Annotated in this window: 14 protein-coding genes and 1 pseudogene; 13 read left to right on the forward strand and 2 right to left on the reverse strand. The window is 71.4% G+C overall.

Annotated elements, in window-relative coordinates; translation table 11 throughout:
- Window positions 1-160 precede the first annotated feature (160 nt).
- Window positions 161-1,879, forward strand: a complete 1,719-nt coding sequence (recN, locus tag AS594_RS26915; RefSeq protein WP_069935436.1) for a DNA repair protein RecN — start codon at window positions 161-163, stop codon at window positions 1,877-1,879.
- A 423-nt stretch (window positions 1,880-2,302) separates the two neighbouring features.
- A complete protein-coding gene (locus AS594_RS26920) occupies window positions 2,303-3,406 on the forward strand; it encodes a glycosyltransferase family 4 protein (protein ID WP_069929437.1) in 1,104 nt (367 codons plus the stop codon).
- On the opposite strand, the gene AS594_RS26925 is transcribed toward AS594_RS26920, so the two are convergent.
- The gene (locus AS594_RS26925) at window positions 3,403-5,031 is read right to left on the reverse strand and encodes a PucR family transcriptional regulator (RefSeq protein ID WP_069929438.1); all 1,629 of its coding nucleotides are present in this window, start codon (window positions 5,029-5,031) and stop codon (window positions 3,403-3,405) included. The genes AS594_RS26920 and AS594_RS26925 overlap by 4 nt on opposite strands.
- A gap of 235 nt (window positions 5,032-5,266) precedes the next feature.
- Between AS594_RS26925 and AS594_RS26930 the strand changes: the two genes are divergently transcribed.
- The gene (locus AS594_RS26930) at window positions 5,267-6,778 is read left to right on the forward strand and encodes an APC family permease (protein ID WP_069935437.1); all 1,512 of its coding nucleotides are present in this window, start codon (window positions 5,267-5,269) and stop codon (window positions 6,776-6,778) included.
- A gap of 11 nt (window positions 6,779-6,789) precedes the next feature.
- Window positions 6,790-8,418 carry a flavin monoamine oxidase family protein gene (locus AS594_RS26935; RefSeq protein WP_069929440.1) on the forward strand — a complete coding sequence of 543 codons (1,629 nt, stop codon included), beginning with the start codon at window positions 6,790-6,792 and terminating at the stop codon, window positions 8,416-8,418.
- On the opposite strand, the gene AS594_RS26940 is transcribed toward AS594_RS26935, so the two are convergent.
- Window positions 8,419-10,221, reverse strand: coding sequence for a glycoside hydrolase family 15 protein (locus AS594_RS26940; protein WP_069929441.1), 1,803 nt, complete (start codon window positions 10,219-10,221; stop codon window positions 8,419-8,421).
- Window positions 10,222-10,703: 482 nt separating this feature from the next.
- Here AS594_RS26940 and AS594_RS26945 point away from each other — a divergent pair, with 482 nt between their 5' ends.
- The 9 genes and pseudogenes from AS594_RS26945 to AS594_RS26985 all read left to right on the forward strand — a co-directional run bounded on the left by AS594_RS26945 (window position 10,704) and on the right by AS594_RS26985 (window position 21,810).
- On the forward strand, window positions 10,704-12,377 hold the full coding sequence (locus AS594_RS26945) for a CTP synthase (RefSeq protein WP_069929442.1): 1,674 nt from the start codon (window positions 10,704-10,706) through the stop codon (window positions 12,375-12,377).
- Between the two features lie 90 nt (window positions 12,378-12,467).
- The gene (locus AS594_RS26950) at window positions 12,468-13,094 is read left to right on the forward strand and encodes an NUDIX domain-containing protein (protein WP_069929443.1); all 627 of its coding nucleotides are present in this window, start codon (window positions 12,468-12,470) and stop codon (window positions 13,092-13,094) included.
- Between the two features lie 142 nt (window positions 13,095-13,236).
- Window positions 13,237-15,275, forward strand: a pseudogene (locus AS594_RS26955) (tetratricopeptide repeat protein).
- Window positions 15,276-15,421: 146 nt separating this feature from the next.
- Window positions 15,422-16,537, forward strand: coding sequence for an alanine dehydrogenase (gene ald / locus AS594_RS26960; protein ID WP_069930813.1), 1,116 nt, complete (start codon window positions 15,422-15,424; stop codon window positions 16,535-16,537).
- 381 nt (window positions 16,538-16,918) lie between these two features.
- Complete coding sequence (locus AS594_RS26965) at window positions 16,919-18,040, forward strand: ParA family protein (RefSeq protein ID WP_069935438.1); 1,122 nt, start codon at window positions 16,919-16,921, stop codon at window positions 18,038-18,040.
- Window positions 18,037-18,639: a hypothetical protein gene (locus AS594_RS26970; protein ID WP_069929446.1), complete on the forward strand. Its 603-nt coding sequence runs from the start codon at window positions 18,037-18,039 to the stop codon at window positions 18,637-18,639. The genes AS594_RS26965 and AS594_RS26970 overlap by 4 nt, the downstream gene beginning before the upstream one ends.
- Window positions 18,640-18,701: 62 nt before the next feature.
- Entirely contained in the window at window positions 18,702-19,859 is a 1,158-nt protein-coding gene (locus AS594_RS26975; RefSeq protein ID WP_069932155.1) for a segregation and condensation protein A, read from the forward strand.
- Window positions 19,856-20,491, forward strand: a complete 636-nt coding sequence (gene scpB, locus AS594_RS26980; RefSeq protein WP_069929448.1) for an SMC-Scp complex subunit ScpB — start codon at window positions 19,856-19,858, stop codon at window positions 20,489-20,491. Before AS594_RS26975 ends, scpB begins: the two co-directional genes overlap by 4 nt.
- The gene (locus AS594_RS26985) at window positions 20,491-21,810 is read left to right on the forward strand and encodes a pseudouridine synthase (RefSeq protein WP_069929449.1); all 1,320 of its coding nucleotides are present in this window, start codon (window positions 20,491-20,493) and stop codon (window positions 21,808-21,810) included. The genes scpB and AS594_RS26985 overlap by 1 nt, the downstream gene beginning before the upstream one ends.
- Window positions 21,811-21,938 lie beyond the last annotated feature (128 nt).

The following is a 21,938-nucleotide window of genomic DNA, read 5'->3' on the forward strand; positions in this document are numbered from 1 at the left end:
GCGACGCTGCTCCGGGTGACCGACCGGGCCGCGGTGGGCGTTTTCCACGGCGGGAGAGGCGGTTCCCGGGGGAGTGAGGGGGCGTGCGGGGGAGTGTCGGTGCGGGGGCCGTCGCAATGGGGGGCCGGGACCTCGTAAGGTCGTGTCCGTGTTGGAGGAGATGCGGATACGGTCGCTGGGCGTCATTGATGACGCCGTCGTCGAGCTGTCACCCGGGTTCACCGCGGTGACGGGTGAGACCGGCGCGGGCAAGACCATGGTCGTCACCAGCCTCGGGCTGCTGCTCGGCGGGCGCGCCGATCCCGCGCTCGTCCGGATCGGGGCCAAGGCGGCGGTGGTCGAGGGGCGGATCACCATGCCCGCCGACGCGCCCGCCGCCGTACGGGCCCAGGAGGCGGGCGCCGAACTCGACGACGGGGCGTTGCTGATCAGCAGGACCATCTCGGCCGAAGGCCGATCGCGTGCCCATGTGGGCGGGCGCTCGGTTCCGGTGGGGCTCCTCGCGGAGCTGGCGGACGACCTCGTCGCCGTACACGGGCAGACCGATCAGCAGGGCCTGCTGCGGCCGGCCCGGCAGCGCCAGGCGCTCGACCGGTACGCGGGTGACGCCGTCGCCGTACCTCATGCGAAGTACGCCGCCGCGTACCGGCGGCTGCGGGCCGTCGTGGTGGAACTGGACGAGCTGACCACCCGGGCGCGCGAGCGGGCGCAGGAAGCGGATCTCCTGCGCTTCGGGCTGGAGGAGATCGCGGCGGTCGAACCGCGGGCCGGCGAGGACGTCGAACTCGCCGCCGAGGCGGAGCGGCTGGGTCACGCCGAGGCGCTGGCGTCGGCCGCGTCCGTGGCGCACGCCGCGCTCGCCGGGAACCCGGAGGACCTGGAAAGCCTCGACGCGAACACGCTGGTCGCCGGGGCCCACCGGGCGCTCGACGCGGTACGCGCACATGATCCGGCGCTCGCCGTGCTCGCCGAGCGGATCGGTGAGATCGGGATCCTGCTGGGTGACGTGGCCGGGGAGCTGGCCGGGTACGCCGACAACCTCGACGCCGATCCGCTGCGGCTGTCCGCGGTGGAGGAGCGGCGGGCGGCGCTCACTCAGCTCACGCGCAAGTACGGCGATGACGTCGGGGCGGTGCTCGCGTGGGCGCAGGAAGGTGCCGCGCGGCTGACCGAGCTCGAGGGCGACGACGACCGGATCGGTGAGCTGACGGCCGAGCGGGACGCGTTGCGGAATGAACTGGGCGAACTGGCACAGACCTTGACCGACGCGCGTACGGAGGCGGCGGAGCGGTTCGCCGAAGCCGTCACGGGTGAACTGGCGTCTCTGGCCATGCCGCACGCGCGGGTGTCGATCGACATCCGCCAGACCGAGGACCCGGAGGGGGTCGAGGTCGGCGGGCGGCTGGTGGCCTATGGGGCGTCCGGGGTGGATGAGGTCGAGCTGCTGCTCGCGCCGCACCCCGGCGCTCAGCCCCGGCCGATCGCCAAGGGGGGCTCGGGTGGTGAACTCTCCCGGGTGATGCTCGCGGTGGAGGTCGTCTTCGCCGGTTCCGATCCGGTGCCGACTTATCTGTTCGACGAGGTCGACGCGGGGGTCGGCGGCAAGGCGGCGGTCGAGGTCGGGCGGCGGCTGGCGAAGCTGGCGAAGTCGGCCCAGGTCGTCGTCGTGACGCACTTGCCGCAGGTCGCGGCGTTCGCCGACCGGCAGCTCCTGGTGGAGAAGACGGTCGACGGATCGGTCACCAGCAGTGGCGTCACCGTGCTGGAGGGCGAGGACCGCGTGCGCGAGCTGTCGCGCATGCTGGCGGGGCAGGAGGACTCGGAGACCGCCCGGGCGCACGCGGAGGAGTTGCTGGCGGCCGCGCGGAGTGACGAGTAGGGCGGGTGCGTGTCGCGGTGCGTGCTCAGGTGCGGGCGCGCGCCGCTGCCGGTCGCGGTGCGTGACCTGGTGCCGGTGCGGGTTGCGGTGGGTGCCCACGTACGGGTGAGTTCCGCTGCGCCGGCGGCGTGCGCAACCGCATGACGCGGGTCCGGTGCGGTGCCGGTCGCGCGAACCGGCCCGCCGTCCGCCTCACGTCACGCTCCGGGTTCCGGACCTCCCCCCGGCGCGGTCCCGTACCGTCGCGCGGACGGTCCTACCGTCACTGCGCAACGTGCGGCCCTGATCACCCGTGTGGGTGATGCCCGTGACGTACGACCAGGGGTTCGACCCTTTCGTGGTGCCGGAACGCGCGTGCGGGCTGGCATCCTGGGCCGCGCAGTACGTCCGCCGTCCGACGCCGACTCAGGAGCTCCGACCGACGTGAGCAGCACACCGGTCCCGCCGTACGGCCAGGCGCCGCTGAGTGTCGTCCATGTGCTCGGCGGCGGCAGTCCGGGCAGCAGCGCGCACGTCAGGTCGCTGGCGGCCGGGCTTGTCGCACACGGACTGCGGGTGACCGTCTGCGCCCCCGCAGGGCTCGAAAGGTCGTACGACTTCGCCGGTTCCGGGGCGCGATTCGTCCCCGTACCCCGGCGCAGTGATCCCGCCGCCGTGGCGGCGCTGCGGGCGGCCTGCTCGGGTGCCGGTCTCGTGCACGCCCATGGGCCGCACGCCGCTGTGCGCAGTGCCCTGGCGCTGCGGGGACGGCGGATTCCGCTGGTCGTCACCTGGCACACGCGGGTGGACGACGCGGGGCCGCGCGGACACCTCGTACGGATGATGGAGCGCCGGGCGGCCAGGGCTGCCGCCGTGGTGCTGGGGACGTCGTCCGATCTCGTCGACCGGGCCCGCGGCCGCGGTGCGCGTGACGCGCGCCTCGCGCCGGTCACCGTGCCGGCGCCGCGCCCGCCCCTGAACGGCGAGGAGAGCAAGGCGCGGGCCGATCTCGGTGCCGTGGACCGGCCCCTGGTCATGGCCGTCGGGAGTCTCGTACGGAGCCGGGGATACGGGGACCTCCTCGACGCGGCCCGTGCGTGGCGCGATCTCATTCCCACGCCCCTGCTCGTGGTCGCCGGGGAGGGGAGCGAGCGGGGCGCCCTTCAGCGGCGCATCGAGGCCGAATCGCTGCCCGTCAAGCTCATCGGCCGGCGGGACGACATCGGTGAGCTGCTCGCCGTCGCCGACGTCGCGGTTCTGGCCAGCCGCTGGGAAGGCCGGTCCGTGCTGGCGCAGGAGGCGCTGCGCGCGGGCACGCCGCTGGTCGCCACGGCGGTCGGCGGGGTACCGGAGCTGGTGGGCGACGCGGCCGAGCTCGTTCCGTACGGCGACGGTGAGGCGCTCGGGGAAGCCGTCCTGCGGCTGCTGGGCGACCCGGAGCGACGGCTGTGGCTGTCCCGGGCCGGCAAGGCGCAGGCCGCCACCTGGCCGACCGAGGACGAGACCGTGGCGCAGGTGCTGAGCGTGTACGACGAACTGACCGGCTAGGTCGTGTGGCGGCGGGCGCGCAGGGCGAGGCTCAGTGCCAGCACCGTCTGCGGGTCGTCCAGATCCGTGCCGAGGAGTTCGGAGATGCGCGCCAGGCGGTTGTAGAGGGTCTGGCGGTTCAGATGCAGCTCGCGGGCGGTCTCCGCCTTCCGGCCCGCGTGCGCCAGATACGTCTGCAAGGTGGGCAGCAGGGGCGGGCGGGACGTGCGGTCGTGGTCGCGCAGCGGGCCGATCGCCCGTTCGACGAAGGCCGCCAGGTCCGGGTGCTCGCGCAGGCGCCACAGGAGCAGGTCGATGTCGAGGCGCCGGGCGTCGTACCAGGGACGGTCGGACAGGCCCTGCGCCGCCGTGGCGGTCTCGGCCGCGTGGCGCAGCCCCGCCGATGCCGCTGTCCAGCCGCCGGCCACGCCCACGACGACCACCGGGGGATGGGCGCCCGCGCGTTCCAGGCCCGCTCGCTCCACCCCGGCGCGCAGGGCGGCCGCCACCCGGTCCGCGACCGCTGTCCGCTCCGACTCCGAGCGCAGACCCAGCAGCAGGGGTACGCGGCCCTCCACCGGGCGTACACCCAGCAGGACCGGCACGCCGACCGCCGAGAGCTCCTCCAGGACGGCCCGTGCCAGTACGGCCCAGTTGCCCGCCGGCGCCAGTTCGGCCGCGAGCCGCATGACGACGGGGAGCAGCGGGCCCTCGCCCGGCTTGAAGCCGAGCACTCTGGCCTGCGCGGGGGCGTCCTCGGCGGCGATGCGGCCCTCGGCGAGGTCGGTGAGGAAGTCACCCCGGCCGCGTGCGGCCAGCTCCTCCTCCTGGCGCGCCTGCATCAGGACCACCGCGAGGATTCCGGCCGCCCGCTCCGCGGCGATCCGGTGCACGGGCAGGAGCGGGGACGCGACCGCGAGCAGCGCGATCCTGGCCCGCACCGCTCCCGCGCCGTGGCCGCCGCCCGGTACGTCCACGATCACGCCGTTCGCGGGCGGTCCCGACTCGCGCGCCTCCCGCTGGCCCCGCAGGCCCTCCCAGACCTGGAGAGGGTCGGCGCACGCGTCGCCGGACTCGGGCGCGGCCGCGTACAGGAGCTGTCCGTCCGCCGTCTCCAGGAACACCGGGTTCGCGGTGAAGTCCGCGAGGATGCCGAGCACCTGTGGAATCCCGCCGCCGCCGAGCAGCGCCTCCGTACAGCGCCGGTGGACCTCCTCGGCCCGCCGCAGGAGGGTGTAGTGGCCGTTGACGATCTCGGTGTGGACCTCTTCGGTCACCGAGACGAACGGCACCTCGCGGTGCAGCTGCACGAGCGGCAGTCCGGCCGCCCGCGCGGTCTCCACGATCGTCGAGGGGAGGCGGCTGAAACGCGGGCCCAGTTCGACGACCAGGGCGGCGATCCCCCGGTCCGCGAGGCGGCGTACGAACGCGCGCTGCTCGGCGGGGCGCGTGCCGAGGCCCAGGCCGGTCGTCAGGAGCAGCTCGCCGCCCTTGAGCAGCGAGGCGATGTTCGGCACTTCCCCGGCGTGCACCCAGCGCACGGTGCGGTTCAGCCGGTCGGCGCCGGCGACGACCTCGGGAAGACCGCCGCGCAGCCCCGGCAGCTCCAGCGCCCGCTGCACGGTGATGCCGCCTTGCGTTTCCACTGCGATGTACCTCGTGACCTTGTTCCCGCCGTGCCCCAGGAAGACACCGCATTCGGTGGACGCTACCCGCGTGTCCGTTCCAGGAACATCACCCTGCGGTTACGGGACACATCGCGCGGCCCGGCGGGCCGACAAGTCGTCGCCCCCGTAACGCTTTTGAGTGACCGCGTGTCGATTGTGGTCTGCGTCACCCGGCCCAAGACTGTCGCCCCCCGTACAACAGAGAGGGCCCGGCATGTCTGACAAACCCGCACGTGAGGTCCAGCGGCTGAAGGCGAATTCCGTCGGACTGGTCGGTGTGGTCTTCATGGCGGTCGCCACCGCGGCGCCGATCACCGCCATGACCGGAAATCTCCCCATCGCCGTCGGCTTCGGCAACGGAACGGGCGCTCCCGCCGGCTATCTCTTCGCGACCCTCGTCCTGACCGTCTTCTCGGTCGGGTACGTCGCCATGGCGAAGCGCATCACCGCCGCGGGCGCCTTCTACGGTTACATCTCGCACGGCCGCGGACGCATCGCCGGCATGGCGTCCGGGATGCTGGCCGTTCTCGCGTACATCGTCTTCGAGGCGTCGATCGTCGGCATCTTCGCCTACTTCGGCCAGACCACCGTCGCCGACCAGCTCGGCGTCGACATCCCGTGGATCGTGTACGCCGCCGGGATGCTCGCCGTCACCGGCGTGCTCGCGTACTTCGACATCAACATCACCGCCAAGGCCCTCGGCGTCATGCTCGTCGCCGAGATCGCCGTCCTGTTCGCCGTCGCCACAGCGGTCCTGCTCGCGGGCGGCGGTCCCGACGGCATCCCCATGGAACCGATCAACCCCGTGAACGCCTTCACCGGAACGTCGGCGGGGCTCGGCCTCTTCTTCGCCTTCTGGTCGTGGGTCGGCTTCGAGTCGACGGCGATGTACGGCGAGGAGTCCCGCGACCCGAAGCGCGTCATCCCGCGCGCCACGCTGATATCGGTGGTCGGGGTGGGGCTCTTCTACATCTACGTCTCCTGGATGACGATCGCCGGAAACGGCCTCGAAGGGTCGGTCAAGGTCTCGTCGTCGGCCTCCCCGCTCGATCTCTTCTTCGATCCGACGCAGGCGTTCATCGGGGCGTGGGCCGTCGACGCGTTCCAGTGGCTGCTGCTCACGGGTTCGTTCGCCTGCGGCATGGCGTTCCACCAGTGCGCGTCGCGCTACCTGTACGCGATCGGCCGGGAGGGCTTCCTGCACCCCGCGCTCGGCCGCACGCACCGCTCGCACGGGTCGCCGTACATCGCGTCCTACGTCCAGTCCGGCATCGCCACCCTCCTGGTCGCCGCCTTCTGGCTCGCCGGTGAGGACCCGTACATCCACCTGTACACGCTGCTGGCGATCCTCGGCACGATGGCGATCCTCATCGTCCAGACGCTCTGCTCGTTCGCGGTGATCGGCTACTTCCGGAAGAACCACCCGGAGGACCGGCACTGGTTCAGGACCTTCACCGCGCCGCTCCTCGGCGGCATCGGCATGATCGCCGTCGTCGTCCTGCTGGTGCTCAACATGGAGACCGCGGCCGGACTCGCCGCCGACTCCCTCTTCTTCGAGCTGATCCCGTGGATCGTCGGACTGGTCTTCTTCGGCGGCCTGGGACTCGGCCTCTACCTCAAGGCGAAGCAGCCCGAACGCTACGAGATCATCGGCCGGATCGTCCTGGAGGACGCGGCCGAACGCACCGACGACAGCCCGACCAGTCAGCCAGCCGCGACCGTCTGAGGAGCTCTCCCATGTCCCGTACGCACGTGATGCACGCACTGCGGCAGCTCGCCGCGGAACACGCCGCCGCCCGCAGACTGCGGATGCCCGCCGCCGAGGTCCGCGGTTCCAGCCGCCGCGAACTGCTCGGCCGGGCAGCCGCTCTGGGCCTCGGTACGGTCCTGGCCGGCCAGGCCGTCACCGCCCAGGCGGCGCCCGCGGCGGCTGTCGCACAGGGCGCGGCGGCGCCCAGAATCGCCGTGGTCGGCGCCGGCATAGCCGGTCTCACCGCCGCGCTGACCCTCCAGGACGCGGGGCTCGGCTGCACGCTCTACGAGGCGAACCGCGACCGGGTCGGTGGCCGCATGTGGACCCAGCGGGGCCACTGGGCGTACGGGCAGAGCTCCGAGATCGGCGGGGAACTGATCGACACCAGCCACAAGAAGATCCTCGAACTGTGCCGCCGCTTCACGCTGGTGACGGAGGACTTCCTGGGCGGCGGACCGAACGGCGCGGAAGAGGTGCTCTGGTTCAACGGAGCGTACTACCCGCGCCACCAGGCCGACGAGGACTTCAAGGGCGTCTTCCAGGCCCTGCACCGCGACCTAAAGGAAGCGGGCGAGGTGAAGTGGAACCAGAGCACCCCGGCCGGGACCGCCCTCGACACCATATCGATCCACGAGTGGATCGACTCACGGGTTCCGGGCGGGCACTCCTCGCCGCTCGGCCGCTTCATGGACGTCGCCTACAACGTCGAGTACGGCGCCGAGACGAGCGAGCAGTCGGCGCTCGCGCTCGTTCTCCTGATGGGCTACCAGCCCAACCCGGGTCACTTCAACGTCTGGGGACTGTCCAACGAGCGCTACCACATCACCGGCGGCAACGATCAGCTCCCGCGCGCCATCGCGAACGCACTGCCCGCGGGCACCGTCCGGATGGGCAAGCAGCTCACGGCGGTAAGGGCCAACGCCAATGGCACCCAGACCCTTACCTTCACCGACGCCGGCACGATCACCACCGTCACCGCCGACCACACCGTCCTGTGCGTGCCGCTGCCCGTACTCCAGCGTCTCGACCTGTCGGGGGCCGGCTTCGACCCGCTCATGAAGAACCTGGTCCGCGACGCCCGTATGGGCGACTGCACCAAGCTCAACATGCAGTTCTCGGCGCGTCCCTGGCGCGGCGAGGGCCCCTGGCCCGGCGTGTCGGCGGGCGACTGCTTCACCGACAGCGACGTACAGCAGACCTGGGACACCACCAAGCTCCAGCCCGGGACCGGCGGCATCCTCATCCAGTACGGCAGCGGCCGGCTCGCCAGAGCGCTCACCCCGGCCACGCCCTTCGCCACCGAGTCGGACCCGTACGTACGGGACCTCGCCGCGCGCCGTTCCCGTGAAGTGGACGCGTTCTTCCCGGGAACGTCGAAAACGTGGACCGCGAAGGCGCAGCTTTCCGCGTGGCACCGCAACCCTTACGCCCTCGGCGCGTACTCGTACTGGCCCGTCGGCTATCTGCACCGGTACGCCGGCTACGAGGGCACCGCACAGGGGAACATCCACATCGGCGGCGAGCATTGCAGTTACGACTTCCAGGGCTTCATGGAGGGCGGCGCGACCGAAGGGGAACGCGCCGCCCGTCAGGTGATCGGCAAGCTGCTCTAGTCAGCCGCCGTACGCACCGCTCGCCGTCAGCCGCAGTGCCGTGTCGATCAGCGGCACGTGGCTGAAGGCCTGCGGGAAGTTGCCGACCTGGCGTTGCAGCCGGGAGTCCCACTCCTCCGCCAGCAGCCCCAGGTCGTTCCGCAGCCCCAGCAGCTTCTCGAAGAGCTTGCGCGCCTCGTCGACCCGCCCGATCATCGCCAGGTCGTCGGCCAGCCAGAACGAGCACGCCAGGAACGCGCCCTCGTCACCCTCCAGACCGTCCAGGCCCGCGTGGTCACCCGCGGTCGGGTAGCGCAGTACGAACCCGTCCTCGGTGGACAGCTCGCGCTGGATCGCCTCGATGGTGCCGATGACCCGCTTGTCGTCGGGCGGCAGGAAACCCACCTGCGGAATGAGCAGCAGAGAGGCGTCGAGCTCCTGCGAACCGTACGACTGGGTGAAGGTGTTGCGTTCCGGGTCGTAGCCCTTCTCGCACACCGAGCGGTGGATCTCGTCGCGCAGCTCCCGCCACTTCTCGACCGGCCCGTCCGCGTCGCCCATTTCGATCAGCTTGATCGTCCGGTCGACGGCGACCCAGGCCATCACCTTGGAGTGCACGAAGTGGCGGCGCGGGCCGCGCACCTCCCAGATGCCCTCGTCCGGCTGGTCCCAGTGGTCCTCCAGGTAGCGGATCAGCTTGAGCTGGAGCAGTGAGGCGTAGTCGTTGCGTGTCAGACCCGTCATGTGGGCCAGGTGCAGGGCCTCGGTGACCTCGCCGTACACGTCGAGCTGCAACTGGTGCGCCGCGCCGTTTCCGACCCGTACCGGGGTCGAGTTCTCGTAGCCGGGCAGCCAGTCCAGCTCGGCCTCGCCCAGCTCCCGCTCACCCGCGATCCCGTACATGATCTGGAGGTTTTCCGGGTCGCCCGCGACCGCCCGCAGCAGCCACTCGCGCCAGGCACGCGCCTCCTCGCGGTAGCCGGTGCGCAGCAGCGACGACAGGGTGATCGCGGCGTCGCGCAGCCAGGTGTACCGGTAGTCCCAGTTCCGTACGCCGCCGATCTCCTCGGGCAGTGACGTCGTCGGCGCGGCGACGATGCCGCCGGTCGGGGCGTACGTCAGCGCCTTCAGAGTGATCAGCGAGCGGATCACGGGCTCGCGGTAGGGCCCGTGGTACGTGCACTGCTCGACCCAGTCGCTCCAGAACTCGGCGGTCGCCTCCAGCGATGCCTCCGGCTCGGGCAGCGGCGGCTCGGCCTTGTGCGAGGGCTGCCAGCTGATCGTGAAGGCGATCCGGTCACCGGGCGCGACGGTGAAGTCGGAGTACGTCGTCAGATCCTTGCCGTACGTGTCGACGTCGGCGTCGAGCCAGACGGAGTCGGGTCCGGCGACGGCGACCGTGCGCGTGTCGACCTTGTGGACCCAGGGCACCACACGTCCGTAACTGAAACGCATCCGCAGTGCGGAGCGCATCCGCACCCGGCCGGTGACGCCCTCGACGATCCGGATCACCTGGGGCGCGCCGTCGCGCGGCGGCATGAAATCGGTCACCTTGACCGTGCCGCGCGGGGTGTCCCACTCGGATTCGAGGATCAGGGAGTCGCCGCGGTAGCGACGGCGGGTGGCCGCCGGTGGTCCCGCGTCGGCCGCGTGCGCGGGTCCGATCCGCCAGAATCCGTGTTCCTCGGTGCCGAGCAGGCCGGCGAAAATGGCATGTGAGTCGAAGCGGGGAAGGCACAGCCAGTCGATCGTGCCGTCCCGGCAGACCAGTGCCGCGGTCTGCATGTCTCCGATAAGTGCGTAGTCCTCGATGCGCCCGGCCACGTTGCAATCTCCAGTCGAACGGCCACGTTCGCCCCATCGGGGCACTTGCGGTCAGGGGATTTTCGACGAGCTCTTGGTCCCGGGAGCGGGCGGTGATGGTGCCTTCGCCGGCCGGCTCGCAGCGATGTATCCGAGCAGGATACGTCGCAGCCAAGAGCTCTGCGCGACGGTACCGGCAACACGAGTCTGCCGAACGGGTGAGCTAGGGGTGAGTTGTGGGTGGGCTTCGGGTGAGGGGCGGGTGAGAGGCAGGTGGCAGAACACGTCTCGCGCGGCAGGAGTCACGTCTCGGGCGGCAGGAGTTCCGGCGCCGCGTGGCCGGAAGCGGCCTCCTCCCGTCGCTGATAGGCTGGTACCCCGTGGACCGGTGGCCAGTCTGTGACGATCAGGCGCCCCGAAACCGCAGCGACGGCACCACCCGGATTCCGGGCCGGCGGCCGGTACGCACCTCACTTCGCGACCACGGGAGCCCCCTCTTGGCGATGCCGCCCAAATCCATGACGACCAAGCACATCTTCGTCACCGGGGGTGTCGCCTCCTCCCTCGGTAAGGGCCTGACGGCCTCCAGCCTGGGTGCGCTGCTCAAGGCGCGGGGCCTGCGGGTCACGATGCAGAAGCTCGACCCGTACCTGAACGTCGACCCCGGCACGATGAACCCGTTCCAGCACGGCGAGGTGTTCGTCACCAACGACGGCGCCGAGACCGACCTGGACATCGGCCACTACGAGCGCTTCCTCGACGTCGACCTCGACGGCTCGGCCAACGTCACCACCGGCCAGGTCTACTCCACAGTCATCGCCAAGGAGCGGCGCGGCGAGTACCTGGGCGACACCGTGCAGGTCATCCCGCACATCACAAACGAGATCAAGCACCGCATCCGGCGCATGGCGACCGACGACGTCGACGTGGTCATCACCGAGGTCGGCGGCACGGTCGGCGACATCGAGTCGCTGCCGTTCCTGGAGACCGTCCGCCAGGTCCGCCACGAGGTCGGCCGCGACAATGTCTTCGTCGTCCACATCTCGCTGCTCCCCTACATCGGCCCGTCCGGTGAGCTGAAGACCAAGCCGACCCAGCACTCGGTCGCGGCGCTGCGCAACATCGGTATCCAGCCGGACGCCATCGTGCTGCGCGCCGACCGCGAGGTCCCGCTGTCCATCAAGCGCAAGATCTCGCTGATGTGCGACGTCGACGAGGCCGCGGTGGTCGCCGCGATCGACGCCAAGTCGATCTACGACATCCCGAAGGTGCTGCACACCGAGGGCCTGGACGCGTACGTCGTCCGCAAGCTGGACCTGCCGTTCCGCGACGTGAACTGGACCCAGTGGGAGGACCTGCTGGACCGCGTCCACAACCCCGACCACGAGGTCACGGTCGCGCTCGTCGGCAAGTACATCGACCTGCCCGACGCGTACCTGTCGGTCACCGAGGCCATGCGGGCGGGCGGCTTCGCGAACAAGGCCCGCGTCAAGGTCAAGTGGGTCACCTCCGACGACTGCAAGACGCAGGCGGGCGCCCGGAACCAGCTCGGCGACGTCGACGCGATCGTCATCCCCGGCGGTTTCGGCGAGCGCGGCGTCAACGGCAAGGTCGGCGCCATCCAGTACGCCCGCGAGAACAAGATCCCGCTGCTCGGCCTGTGCCTGGGCCTTCAGTGCATCGTCGTCGAGGCCGCGCGCAACCTGGCCGGCATCGAGGACGCCAACTCCACCGAGTTCGACGCGGCCACCTCCCACCCGGTGATCTCCACCATGGAGGAGCAGCTCGCGTACGTCGAGGGCGCGGGCGACCTGGGCGGCACCATGCGCCTGGGCCTGTACCCGGCGAAGCTCGCGGAGGGCTCCATCGTCCGTGAGGTCTACGGCGACCAGCCGTACGTCGACGAGCGCCACCGCCACCGCTACGAGGTGAACAACGCCTACCGCGCGGAGCTGGAGAAGAAGGCGGGCATCGTCTTCTCCGGTACCTCCCCCGACAACAAGCTCGTCGAGTACGTCGAGTACCCGCGCGAGGTCCACCCCTACCTGGTCGCCACCCAGGCGCACCCGGAGCTGCGCTCCCGCCCGACCCGTCCCCACCCGCTCTTCGCGGGCCTGGTGAAGGCGGCCGTCGAGCGGCAGCAGGGTGCGCGCGAGACCGGCTCGGCAGGCAAGTAGCAGCAGGAGATACGGTTGCCGGGGTACGGGCCTTTTGGGGCCGGTGCCCCGGTTTTCTGCTTTCTGCTTCTGCTTTGGGAGGACGCTTTCATGGCCATCAAGGACACCCCCGAGGAGTGGCAGGTCACCGCGACCGCGGTTCCCTTCACGGGCAACAAGACGAGTGTCCGCACCGACGACGTGGTCATGCCCAATGGCAGCGTGGTACGCCGCGACTACCAGGTGCACCCCGGTTCCGTGGCGGTCCTGGCCCTCGACGAGAACGACCGTGTCCTGGTCATCCGCCAGTACCGTCACCCCGTGCGCCAGCGGCTGTGGGAGATCCCGGCCGGACTGCTCGACGTACCGGGCGAGAACCCGCTGGGCGCCGCGCAGCGCGAGCTCTACGAAGAGGCGCACGTCAAGGCGGAGGAGTGGCACGTGCTGACCGACGTCTACCCGACGCCGGGCGGCTGTGACGAGGCCGTACGCATCTTCTTCGCCCGCGATCTCTCCGACGTCGAGGGCGATCGCTTCGAGGTGGAGGAGGAAGAGGCGGACATGGAGCAGGCGCGGGTCCCGCTCAAGGACCTCGTGCGCGGTGTGCTCGCCGGAGAGCTGCACAACACCTGCCTGGCGGTGGGGGTGCTGGCGCTCGCCGCCGCGCTCGCGGGCGACGGGGTCGACGCCCTCCGTCCGGCGGATGCCCCGTGGCCGGCGCGGCCGTTCGAGGCGTGACGCTCATCTGAAAATCCCCTGATCCGATTGGGTGACCCGCCCGCCGCGCTCCGCACGGTTCGTAGCAGAGCGTGAACTACGCTCGAAGTTCCCGACCGCAGTCGCGGGCGGGGTGGTGCGCAGGCGGACGGGAGCGTGGCCCGTGACGGATCAGGCGGTGGACACCAGCGGCATGGCGGCGGGTGCTGCGGCAGGGCGGACAACGGGCGGGTTCTTCGGCAGAGCGCGCGAGTTGAAGGAGCTGCGCGACGACATCGAGCGCGCCGGACTCGACACGCTCGCCGGACGCAAGGCGCCCAGGGCCCGGGTCCTGCTGATCGCGGGGCGGCCGGGCTCCGGCCGCACCGCCCTCGCCGCCGAACTCGCCGCGAGCCTCGCCGGTGACTACCCGGACGGCACGCTGCGTGCCCGGCTGACCGACCCCGGCGGCGAACGGGTCCCCACCGAGCGCATGGCCCGGGCGCTGCTCGACGACCTCGCGGTGCCCGTCCCGCCCGGGGCGGGTGACGACGAGCTGTCCGAGCTGGTCCGAGAAGCGTTGTCCGAACGCCGTGTCCTGCTGGTCCTCGACGACGCGGCCGACGCCGAACAGGTCGACCCGCTGCTCCCCGACAACCCGGACTGCCTGGTCGTGGCCACCTCCGGGGGCCGCTCACCGGCATCCCGGGGGTGCGGCCCTGCACCATCGGCGGCCTGGACACCGGTTCCGCCGTCGAACTGCTCGGCCGGTTCACGGGCGCCGTAAGGATCACCGTCGACCCCACGGCGGCCGAATCGCTCGCCGAGGAGTGCGGGGGACAGCCCGCCGCGCTCACGCTGATCGGCGGCTGGCTCGCCGCCAGCCCCAAGGCGTCGGTGGCCGATGTGACGAAGCGGCTGCACGACCTGCCCGCCGAGCCCGGCCAGCCCACCGGCGGCAGGCCGCTCGCCCGCACGTTCCGGTTCGTGTACGAGTCGCTGCCGCAGCCCACCGCCCGGATGCTGCGCCTGCTGGCCCTCGCGCCCGCCGGTGCCGTGGACGCCCACACGGCCTCCGCCCTCGCCGGCTGCTCGGTCTCCGGGGCCCAGACCGCACTGGACGACTTCACCGCGCTCGGACTCCTGCGCCGGGCGGGCGACCGGCAGTACGAGGTGCCCGGCTGCCTCGCGCCGATGCTGAAGGCACTGATGGCGGACCGGGACCGGCCCGCCGAGGTGCAGCTGGCCCGCGCCAGGATGCTGGAGCGGACCGTACGCCTGCTCCAGTCCTGCCGGGCGATCACCGAGCCCGACGGCTCCGCGGCCCGCAAGAACCTGGCGGGGCTGCCGCGCGCCCTGCGCTTCCCCCATGTCCCGGCCGCCGCCGAGTGGCTGCGGGTCCGGCAGCCCGCGCTCCTCGCCTCGGCCCGCATCGCGGTCGAGGACGGTGAGCTCGACACCCTCGCGAGGCGGCTGGTGGCCGCGCTCGTCCGGGCACTGGCGGCGCACCGGGGCACCGATGCGGCGGCTCCCGAGCTGTACGGGCTGCACCGGCTCGTACTCGACGTGGCCGAGCGGTGCGGTCTGCACCGCGAAAGGGCCGCCGCGCTGCTGAATCTCGCGGACCTGGACGCGCGGACCGGGCGCACGGAGGAGGCGCTGGCGCGCTACCGGGCGGCTCTGGACGCCGGCCGGGCGGCAGGCGACCCGTACGCGACGGGCCGCGCGATGGAATCCGTAGGAGGGACGTACCAGGAACTGGGCGACTGGCAGCGCGCCTCCGACTGGTACGGACGAGCCCTGGAGCAGCGGCTGACGCGGGGCGAACGGGCGGACGCCGCCCGCCTGTACGGGCGGCTCGGGGCCGTCCATACCTATGCGGGGCGTTACGGCGAGGCACTGCGCAACTGGCGGGCTTCGGCCGCTGGCCACCGCAGGGTCGGTGATCTGCCGGGCCACGCCCGGGCGTTGAGTGAAGTGGCCCGGGTGCAGGAGTACGCGGGCCGGCCCGAGGAATCGCTGCGTACCTGCCGCGAGGCCGTGGAAGGCGCGCGGCAGGCCGGGGACGTACGGCTGCACGCGGCACTGGAGTTGCGGCTCGCGGACACCCTCGACCGGCTCGGCGACCCGGCGGCGGCCCGGCTGCACCGGAACGCCTCAGAAAGACTGCTTGGAGAAGAGGGTTCCGCCTACGAAATCCGCAGTGGTTCGCCGAGAGATTGATGCTTTGTAAGGCTAGACAGCGGGAAATCCTTCATTAGACTGGCTCTGCCGCGTCATGCTGCGGTGTTGCCCGGGTGTGCCGTGCGTACCTGGGTATGTATGGCAATGACCCATTTTTTCCCCCTGAGCCAAGGACCGTGATCGACGTGAAGGTCGGCATCCCCCGCGAGGTCAAGAACAACGAGTTCCGGGTGGCCATCACCCCCGCAGGCGTGCACGAGCTGGTGCGCCACGGCCACCAGGTCTTCGTCGAGCAGAACGCCGGCGTCGGATCTTCGATCACGGACGGTGAGTACGTCGCCGCCGGTGCGCAGATCCTGGCGACCGCCGATGAGGTCTGGGCCACCGCCGACCTGCTGCTGAAGGTCAAGGAGCCCATCGCCGAGGAGTACCACCGCCTCCGCAAGGACCAGACCCTCTTCACCTACCTGCACCTGGCCGCCTCCCGCGAGTGCACGGACGCCCTGCTGGCCTCCGGCACCACCGCGATCGCCTACGAGACGGTCGAGACCGCGAACCGCGCCCTGCCGCTGCTGGCCCCGATGTCCGAGGTCGCGGGCCGGCTGGCCCCGCAGGTCGGCGCCTACCACCTGATGCGCTCGGTCGGCGGCCGCGGCGTGCTGCCGGGCGGCGTCCCCGGCACGGCGGCCGGTGAGGCCGTGGTCATCGGTGGCGGTGTCTCCGGCTGGAACGCCACGCAGATCGCCGTCGGCATGGGCTTCCACGTGACCCTGCTCGACCGTGACATCAACAAGCTGCGCGAGGCCGACAAGGTCTTCGGCACCAAGGTCAAGACGATCGTCTCCAACGCTTTCGAGCTGGAGAAGGCCGTCGTCGAGGCCGACCTCGTCATCGGCGCGGTCCTGATCCCCGGCGCCAAGGCCCCGAAGCTGGTCACCAACGAGCTCGTCGCCAAGATGAAGCCCGGAAGTGTTCTTGTCGACATTGCGATCGACCAGGGCGGCTGCTTCGAGGACTCGCACGCGACCACGCACGCCGAGCCGACGTTCAACGTCCACAACTCGGTCTTCTACTGCGTCGCGAACATGCCGGGCGCCGTCCCGAACACCTCGACGTACGCGCTGACGAACGCCACGCTGCCGTACATCGTCGAGCTCGCGAACCGCGGCTGGGTCGAGGCGCTGCGCCGCGACGCCGCCCTCGCCAAGGGCCTCAACACCCACGACGGCCAGGTCGTTTACCGCGAGGTCGCCGAGGCCCACGCGCTGCCGCACGTCGAGCTGAGCACGCTGCTCGGCTGACGCGTCAACGAAAGTCGTCAACCTCACGCAACCGGCCGGACCTTGCCCGACAAGGTCCGGCCGGTCGCGTTCCGGGGCCCTCGCGGGGACTCGCTCAACTCGCCGCGAACGTAACCCTTTAACCGATTCGCGACCCTGCGAAACGCGCGGTCCGTGCCCCGGTTTGCCGTCCGCGCACCCTTGACACAGGGGTGTTCCATTGCCGACACATCGGGCCGCGTCCGGCCGATTGTGTTGCTGCGGACCGGTGACACGCCATAGAGTCGCCAACCGTCGGCATGGTGCCACGCTGACCTATCGATAAGTTTCCTGGTCACGTCCAAGGAGGTAAGACGACTTGTGAATGAGTCGACATTTACTCCCGGGGGTGGTCAACCAGGAATGCCTGCACGGGGCCAGGGCCCATCGGGGCTCCAGGCTGTCGGCTCCGTCGCTGTCCGCACCTTCGCCACCCATCAGCACATGACGACAGCCCACCAGAGCATGGACGGCCTACACGTGAACGCCATGGCCGGCGACCAGAGTGGGGACAAGTCCACCACCCGCTTCGCCGACTTCGACGAGGTGCCCGAGGGGCACTTCTACGATCCCGATGCCGAGTACGAGCCCGACCCCGAGTACGCGGCCACCCTCGCCCCCGACGCTGCCCGCCAGCGCCGCGAGCGGATCGGCCCGACCGGACGGCCGCTGCCGTACTTCCCGATCCCGGGCCCGCTCACCGATCATGGCCCCGCGAAGATCATCGCCATGTGCAACCAGAAGGGCGGCGTCGGCAAGACGACGTCCACCATCAATCTGGGTGCGGCTCTCGCGGAGTACGGACGACGGGTGCTGCTCGTCGACTTCGACCCGCAGGGAGCCCTGTCGGTCGGTCTCGGCGTGAACCCGATGGAGCTCGACCTGACGGTCTACAACCTGCTCATGGAGCGGGGCATGTCGGCCGACGAGGTCCTCCTGAAGACCGCGGTGCCCAACATGGACCTGCTGCCGAGCAATATCGACTTGTCGGCGGCGGAAGTGCAGTTGGTCAGCGAGGTCGCGCGCGAGTCGACACTTCAGCGGGCGCTCAAGCCCCTGATGGCCGACTACGACTACATCGTGATCGACTGTCAGCCCTCGCTCGGCCTGCTCACCGTGAACGCCCTGACGGCGGCTCACAAGGTGATCGTGCCGCTGGAATGCGAGTTCTTCGCGCTGCGCGGCGTGGCCCTGCTGACCGAGACGATCGAGAAGGTCCAGGAGCGGCTCAACCCCGACCTGGAGCTCGACGGCATCCTCGCGACGATGTACGACTCCCGTACGGTGCACAGCCGTGAGGTGCTGGCGAGGGTCGTCGAGGCGTTCGACGAGCACGTCTACCACACGGTGATCGGGCGGACGGTGCGCTTCCCGGAGACCACGGTCGCCGGTGAGCCGATCACGACGTACGCCTCCAACTCGGTCGGTGCGGCCGCTTATCGCCAGCTCGCCAGGGAGGTGCTCGCCCGGTGTCACGCCGAGTGAGTCTGCCGGGGGCCGACGAACTGTTCCGCACGACCGGGGGAATGGCGCTGCAGTCGTCGTCCCCGCGCCGCCCGCCCGTCAACGGCGAGGCGCGCGTGCCGGGGCCGGCGGGGGAGAGCGACCCCGGCGCGGCGGGCGAGCAGTCCGAGGGCACGCCGGCCGCAGGCGGCCGGGACGCGACGGAGCACGCCGCCGCCGACGCGGAGGCCGGCGGGCATCGCAGCAGGGCCGTGGAGGGCGACCAGGCGGCCGCCAAGGCGCGCCGGGGCCCCGAGGGGCAGCCGACGCCCCAGTCGGCCGCCCAGCAGCGTCCTGCGGCTCCTGGCGGCCCCGCGACGGGTGCCCAGCCGCGGCGCCGGGGCGGGCGCGGCGCGAATCGTCGCCCCAGCGGGCGCGAGCGCCACGACGAGAAGATCACCGTCTACGTCTCGGCCGAGGAACTGATGGACCTGGAGCACGCACGGCTGGTGCTGCGCGGCGAGCACGGGCTCGCTGTCGACCGCGGCCGGATCGTGCGGGAGGCGGTCGCCGTCGTACTCGCGGACCTGGAGTCCCGGGGCGACGCGAGCATTCTCGTACGACGCCTGCGCGGGCGCTGACCGGACCGGGGGTAGCCTGCGCTGCCCCTGCCCTTGTTTCCCCCGCACCCTGGACCACCGACATGCCGCCGCGCCCTGACGACTCCGCCCCCGCCCCCCGCCGCCGCCTGGGGCGCGGGCCGGGGGCACCGGAGCCGCCGGACGCCGGGGCCGCGGCCCCGCCCGAAGCGCCACCGGCCGCAGCGCCACCGGCCGCAGCGCCGCCCGCCGGGGCTGCACCGGACGGGGCGCCACCGGCCGAATCTGCACCGGCGGGAGCGCCACCGGCCGCAGCATCACCCGCCGAAGTAGCGCCGGCCGACGGCGCCGACGACGCCGGCTCCCGCGAGGCGGGCGCCGGGGACTCGGACCCGCGCTCCGTCGGCGGTGCCCGCCCGGACGCGCCTGTCGGGAGTGACGCGTCTGCCAGCAGTACTGAAGGCGCCGGGGACGGGCGGTTCACCGTTCGGCTGGTGAACTTCGAGGGGCCGTTCGATCTGCTGCTCCAGCTCATCTCGAAGCACAAGCTCGACGTCACCGAGGTCGCCCTCTCGAAGGTCACCGACGAGTTCATGGCGCACATCCGCGCCATGGGACCCGACTGGGACCTCGACCAGACCACCGAGTTCCTCGTGGTGGCCGCCACGCTCCTCGACCTCAAGGCCGCCCGGCTGCTGCCCGCCGCCGAGGTGGAGGACGAGGCGGATCTGGCCCTGCTGGAGGCACGGGACCTGCTGTTCGCGCGGCTGCTCCAGTACCGCGCGTACAAGCGGATCGCCGACATCTTCAGCGAGCGGCTGGACGCCGAGGCCCGGCGCTACCCGCGTACGGTCGGTCTGGAGCCGCAGCACGCCGCGCTGCTGCCCGAGGTCGTCATCAGCATCGGCCCCGACGGCTTCGCCGGGCTCGCCGTGAAGGCCATGCAGCCGCGGGCCGAGCCGCAGGTGTACGTCGACCACATCCACGCGCCTCTCGTCTCCGTACGGGAACAGGCCGAGGTGGTCGTCGCGCGGCTGCGGGAGGTGGGTGAGGCGACGTTCCAGGGGCTGACGGAGGATGCTTCCGACACCCTCACGGTCGTCGCCCGCTTCCTCGCGCTGCTGGAGCTCTACCGGGAGAAGGCCGTCGTCCTGGACCAGGAGGAGGCTCTCGGGGAACTCGTGGTGCGGTGGACCGGCGGCGAGGCGGCGCAGCCGGTCGTCACGGACGAATTCGATCAAGTGGTGGAGGAGACAGCGTGAGCGAGCCCGCCGCGGTCGGGGACCTCGGTCTCAAGCCCGCCCTGGAGGCGGTCCTCATGGTGGTCGACGAGCCCGCCACCGAGGAACACCTCGCGAAGGTGCTGGAGAGGCCCCGCAGAGCTGTCGCGGACGCGCTGCGGGAACTGGCCGACGAGTACGCCGTACAGGGGCGCGGATTCGAACTCAGGCTGGTCGCCGGAGGGTGGCGTTTCTATACGCGGCCCGAGTACGCGGCGGCGGTCGAGAGCTTCGTCCTGGACGGGCAGCAGGCCCGGCTCACCCAGGCCGCCCTGGAGACGCTCGCGGTCGTCGCGTACCGCCAGCCCGTGAGCCGCTCACGGGTCTCGGCCGTGCGGGGCGTGAACTGTGACGGCGTCATGCGGACCCTCCTCCAGCGCGGTCTGGTAGGGGAGGCGGGCACGGAACCCGAAACAGGTGCGATCCTGTACAGGACGACGAACTACTTTCTGGAGCGGATGGGCCTGAGGGGCCTGGACGAGCTCCCGGAGCTCGCGCCATTCCTCCCGGAGGCGGACGCGATCGAGGCTGAGACGCTAGAGGGTGTGCCGTCGTTCGATGCGGACGCCCCGTACGCCTCGGACACACACGCAGACGACAAGACGGAATTTTGATGCGAAGCAGCAGCGGCAGGAACAGCGGAAGCGGCAACGACCGGAATCAGCGGGGCGCGGGCAAGGGGCGCGACGACAAGCAGAAGCGCTCGGACCGCCCGGACCGTCCCCGTCCGGAGGAGCGCCGTTACGACGTCGGCCGTGACGCCCCCGGCGCCCGTGAGGGCGGCGGCGCGGGTGCAGGCCGTGGCGGCAGCGGTGCGGGCCGTGGTGGCGGCGGCGCGGGCCGTGGCGGTGCCCCCGCCGGGCGCGGTGGCGCCGGAGCGGGCCGTGGTGCCGGTTCGGGTACGGGTCGTGGCGGAGCGCCCGCCGGTCGCGGCGGAGCCCCCGCCGGCCGTGGTGGCGCCGGAGCGGGCCGTGGCGGCAGTGGCGCGGGCGGCGCTTCGAGCACCGGCAGCCGCGGCGCGTCCGCGCGCGGTGGCGCCAAGGGCGGCCCCAAGGCCCCGCAGGGCGGCTTCCGGACCCCCGGGCTGCGCCGTGGCCCGCAGAGCGCTCCGTCCCGCCCGCGTGAGCTCGACGCCAAGCTGGAGGAGCGGGTACGCGAGCGGCACAGCAAGCCTCAGGTGAAGACGCCCAAGACGTTCCCGGGAGCCGAGCAGGAGGGCGAGCGCCTCCAGAAGGTCCTCGCCCGTGCGGGCATGGGTTCGCGGCGTGCCTGCGAGGAGCTGATCGAGCAGGCCCGGGTCGAGGTCAACGGCGAGATCGTGACCGAGCAGGGCCGCCGCGTCGACGTGCACAAGGACGAGGTCAAGGTCGACGGCCTGACCGTCGCCACCCAGTCGCACCTCTTCTTCGCGCTCAACAAGCCGGCCGGCGTCGTCGCCACCATGGGCGACCCCGACGGCCGCCAGAACCTGAACGACTACGTCAACAACCGTGAGACGCGTCTCTTCCACGTGGGCCGTCTGGACACGGAGACCGAGGGCATCATCCTGCTCACCAACCACGGCGAGCTGGCCCACCGTCTGACCCACCCCAAGTACGGCGTGAAGAAGACCTACCTCGCCGCCATCCAGGGACCGCTCCCGCGCGACCTCGGCAAGCGGCTCAAGGACGGCATCGCGCTGGAGGACGGGTACGCCCGCGCCGACCACTTCCGCGTCGTCGAGAACACCGGCAAGAACTACCTGGTCGAGGTGACCCTTCACGAGGGCCGCAAGCACATCGTCCGCCGCATGCTGGCCGAGGCCGGCTTCCCGGTCGAGCGGCTCGTGCGGACGTCCTTCGGGCCGATCCCGCTGGGCGACCAGAAGTCCGGCTGGCTGCGCCGCCTCACCAACACCGAGGTGGGCATGCTGATGAAGGAAGTCGGCCTGTAACCGGCCCTTCCCTCCGCATCTGAGCCCCGGCGGGTTCCTGTACGTACAGGAACCCGCCGGGGCTTTTTGCCGCTTGTGGAACAGCCCCCCGCGCCTTTATAGTCATCCTGACTACTAAGGGGGCGGGC

Origin of the sequence: Streptomyces agglomeratus, from assembly GCF_001746415.1 — a bacterium.
GTDB lineage: Bacteria > Actinomycetota > Actinomycetes > Streptomycetales > Streptomycetaceae > Streptomyces > Streptomyces agglomeratus.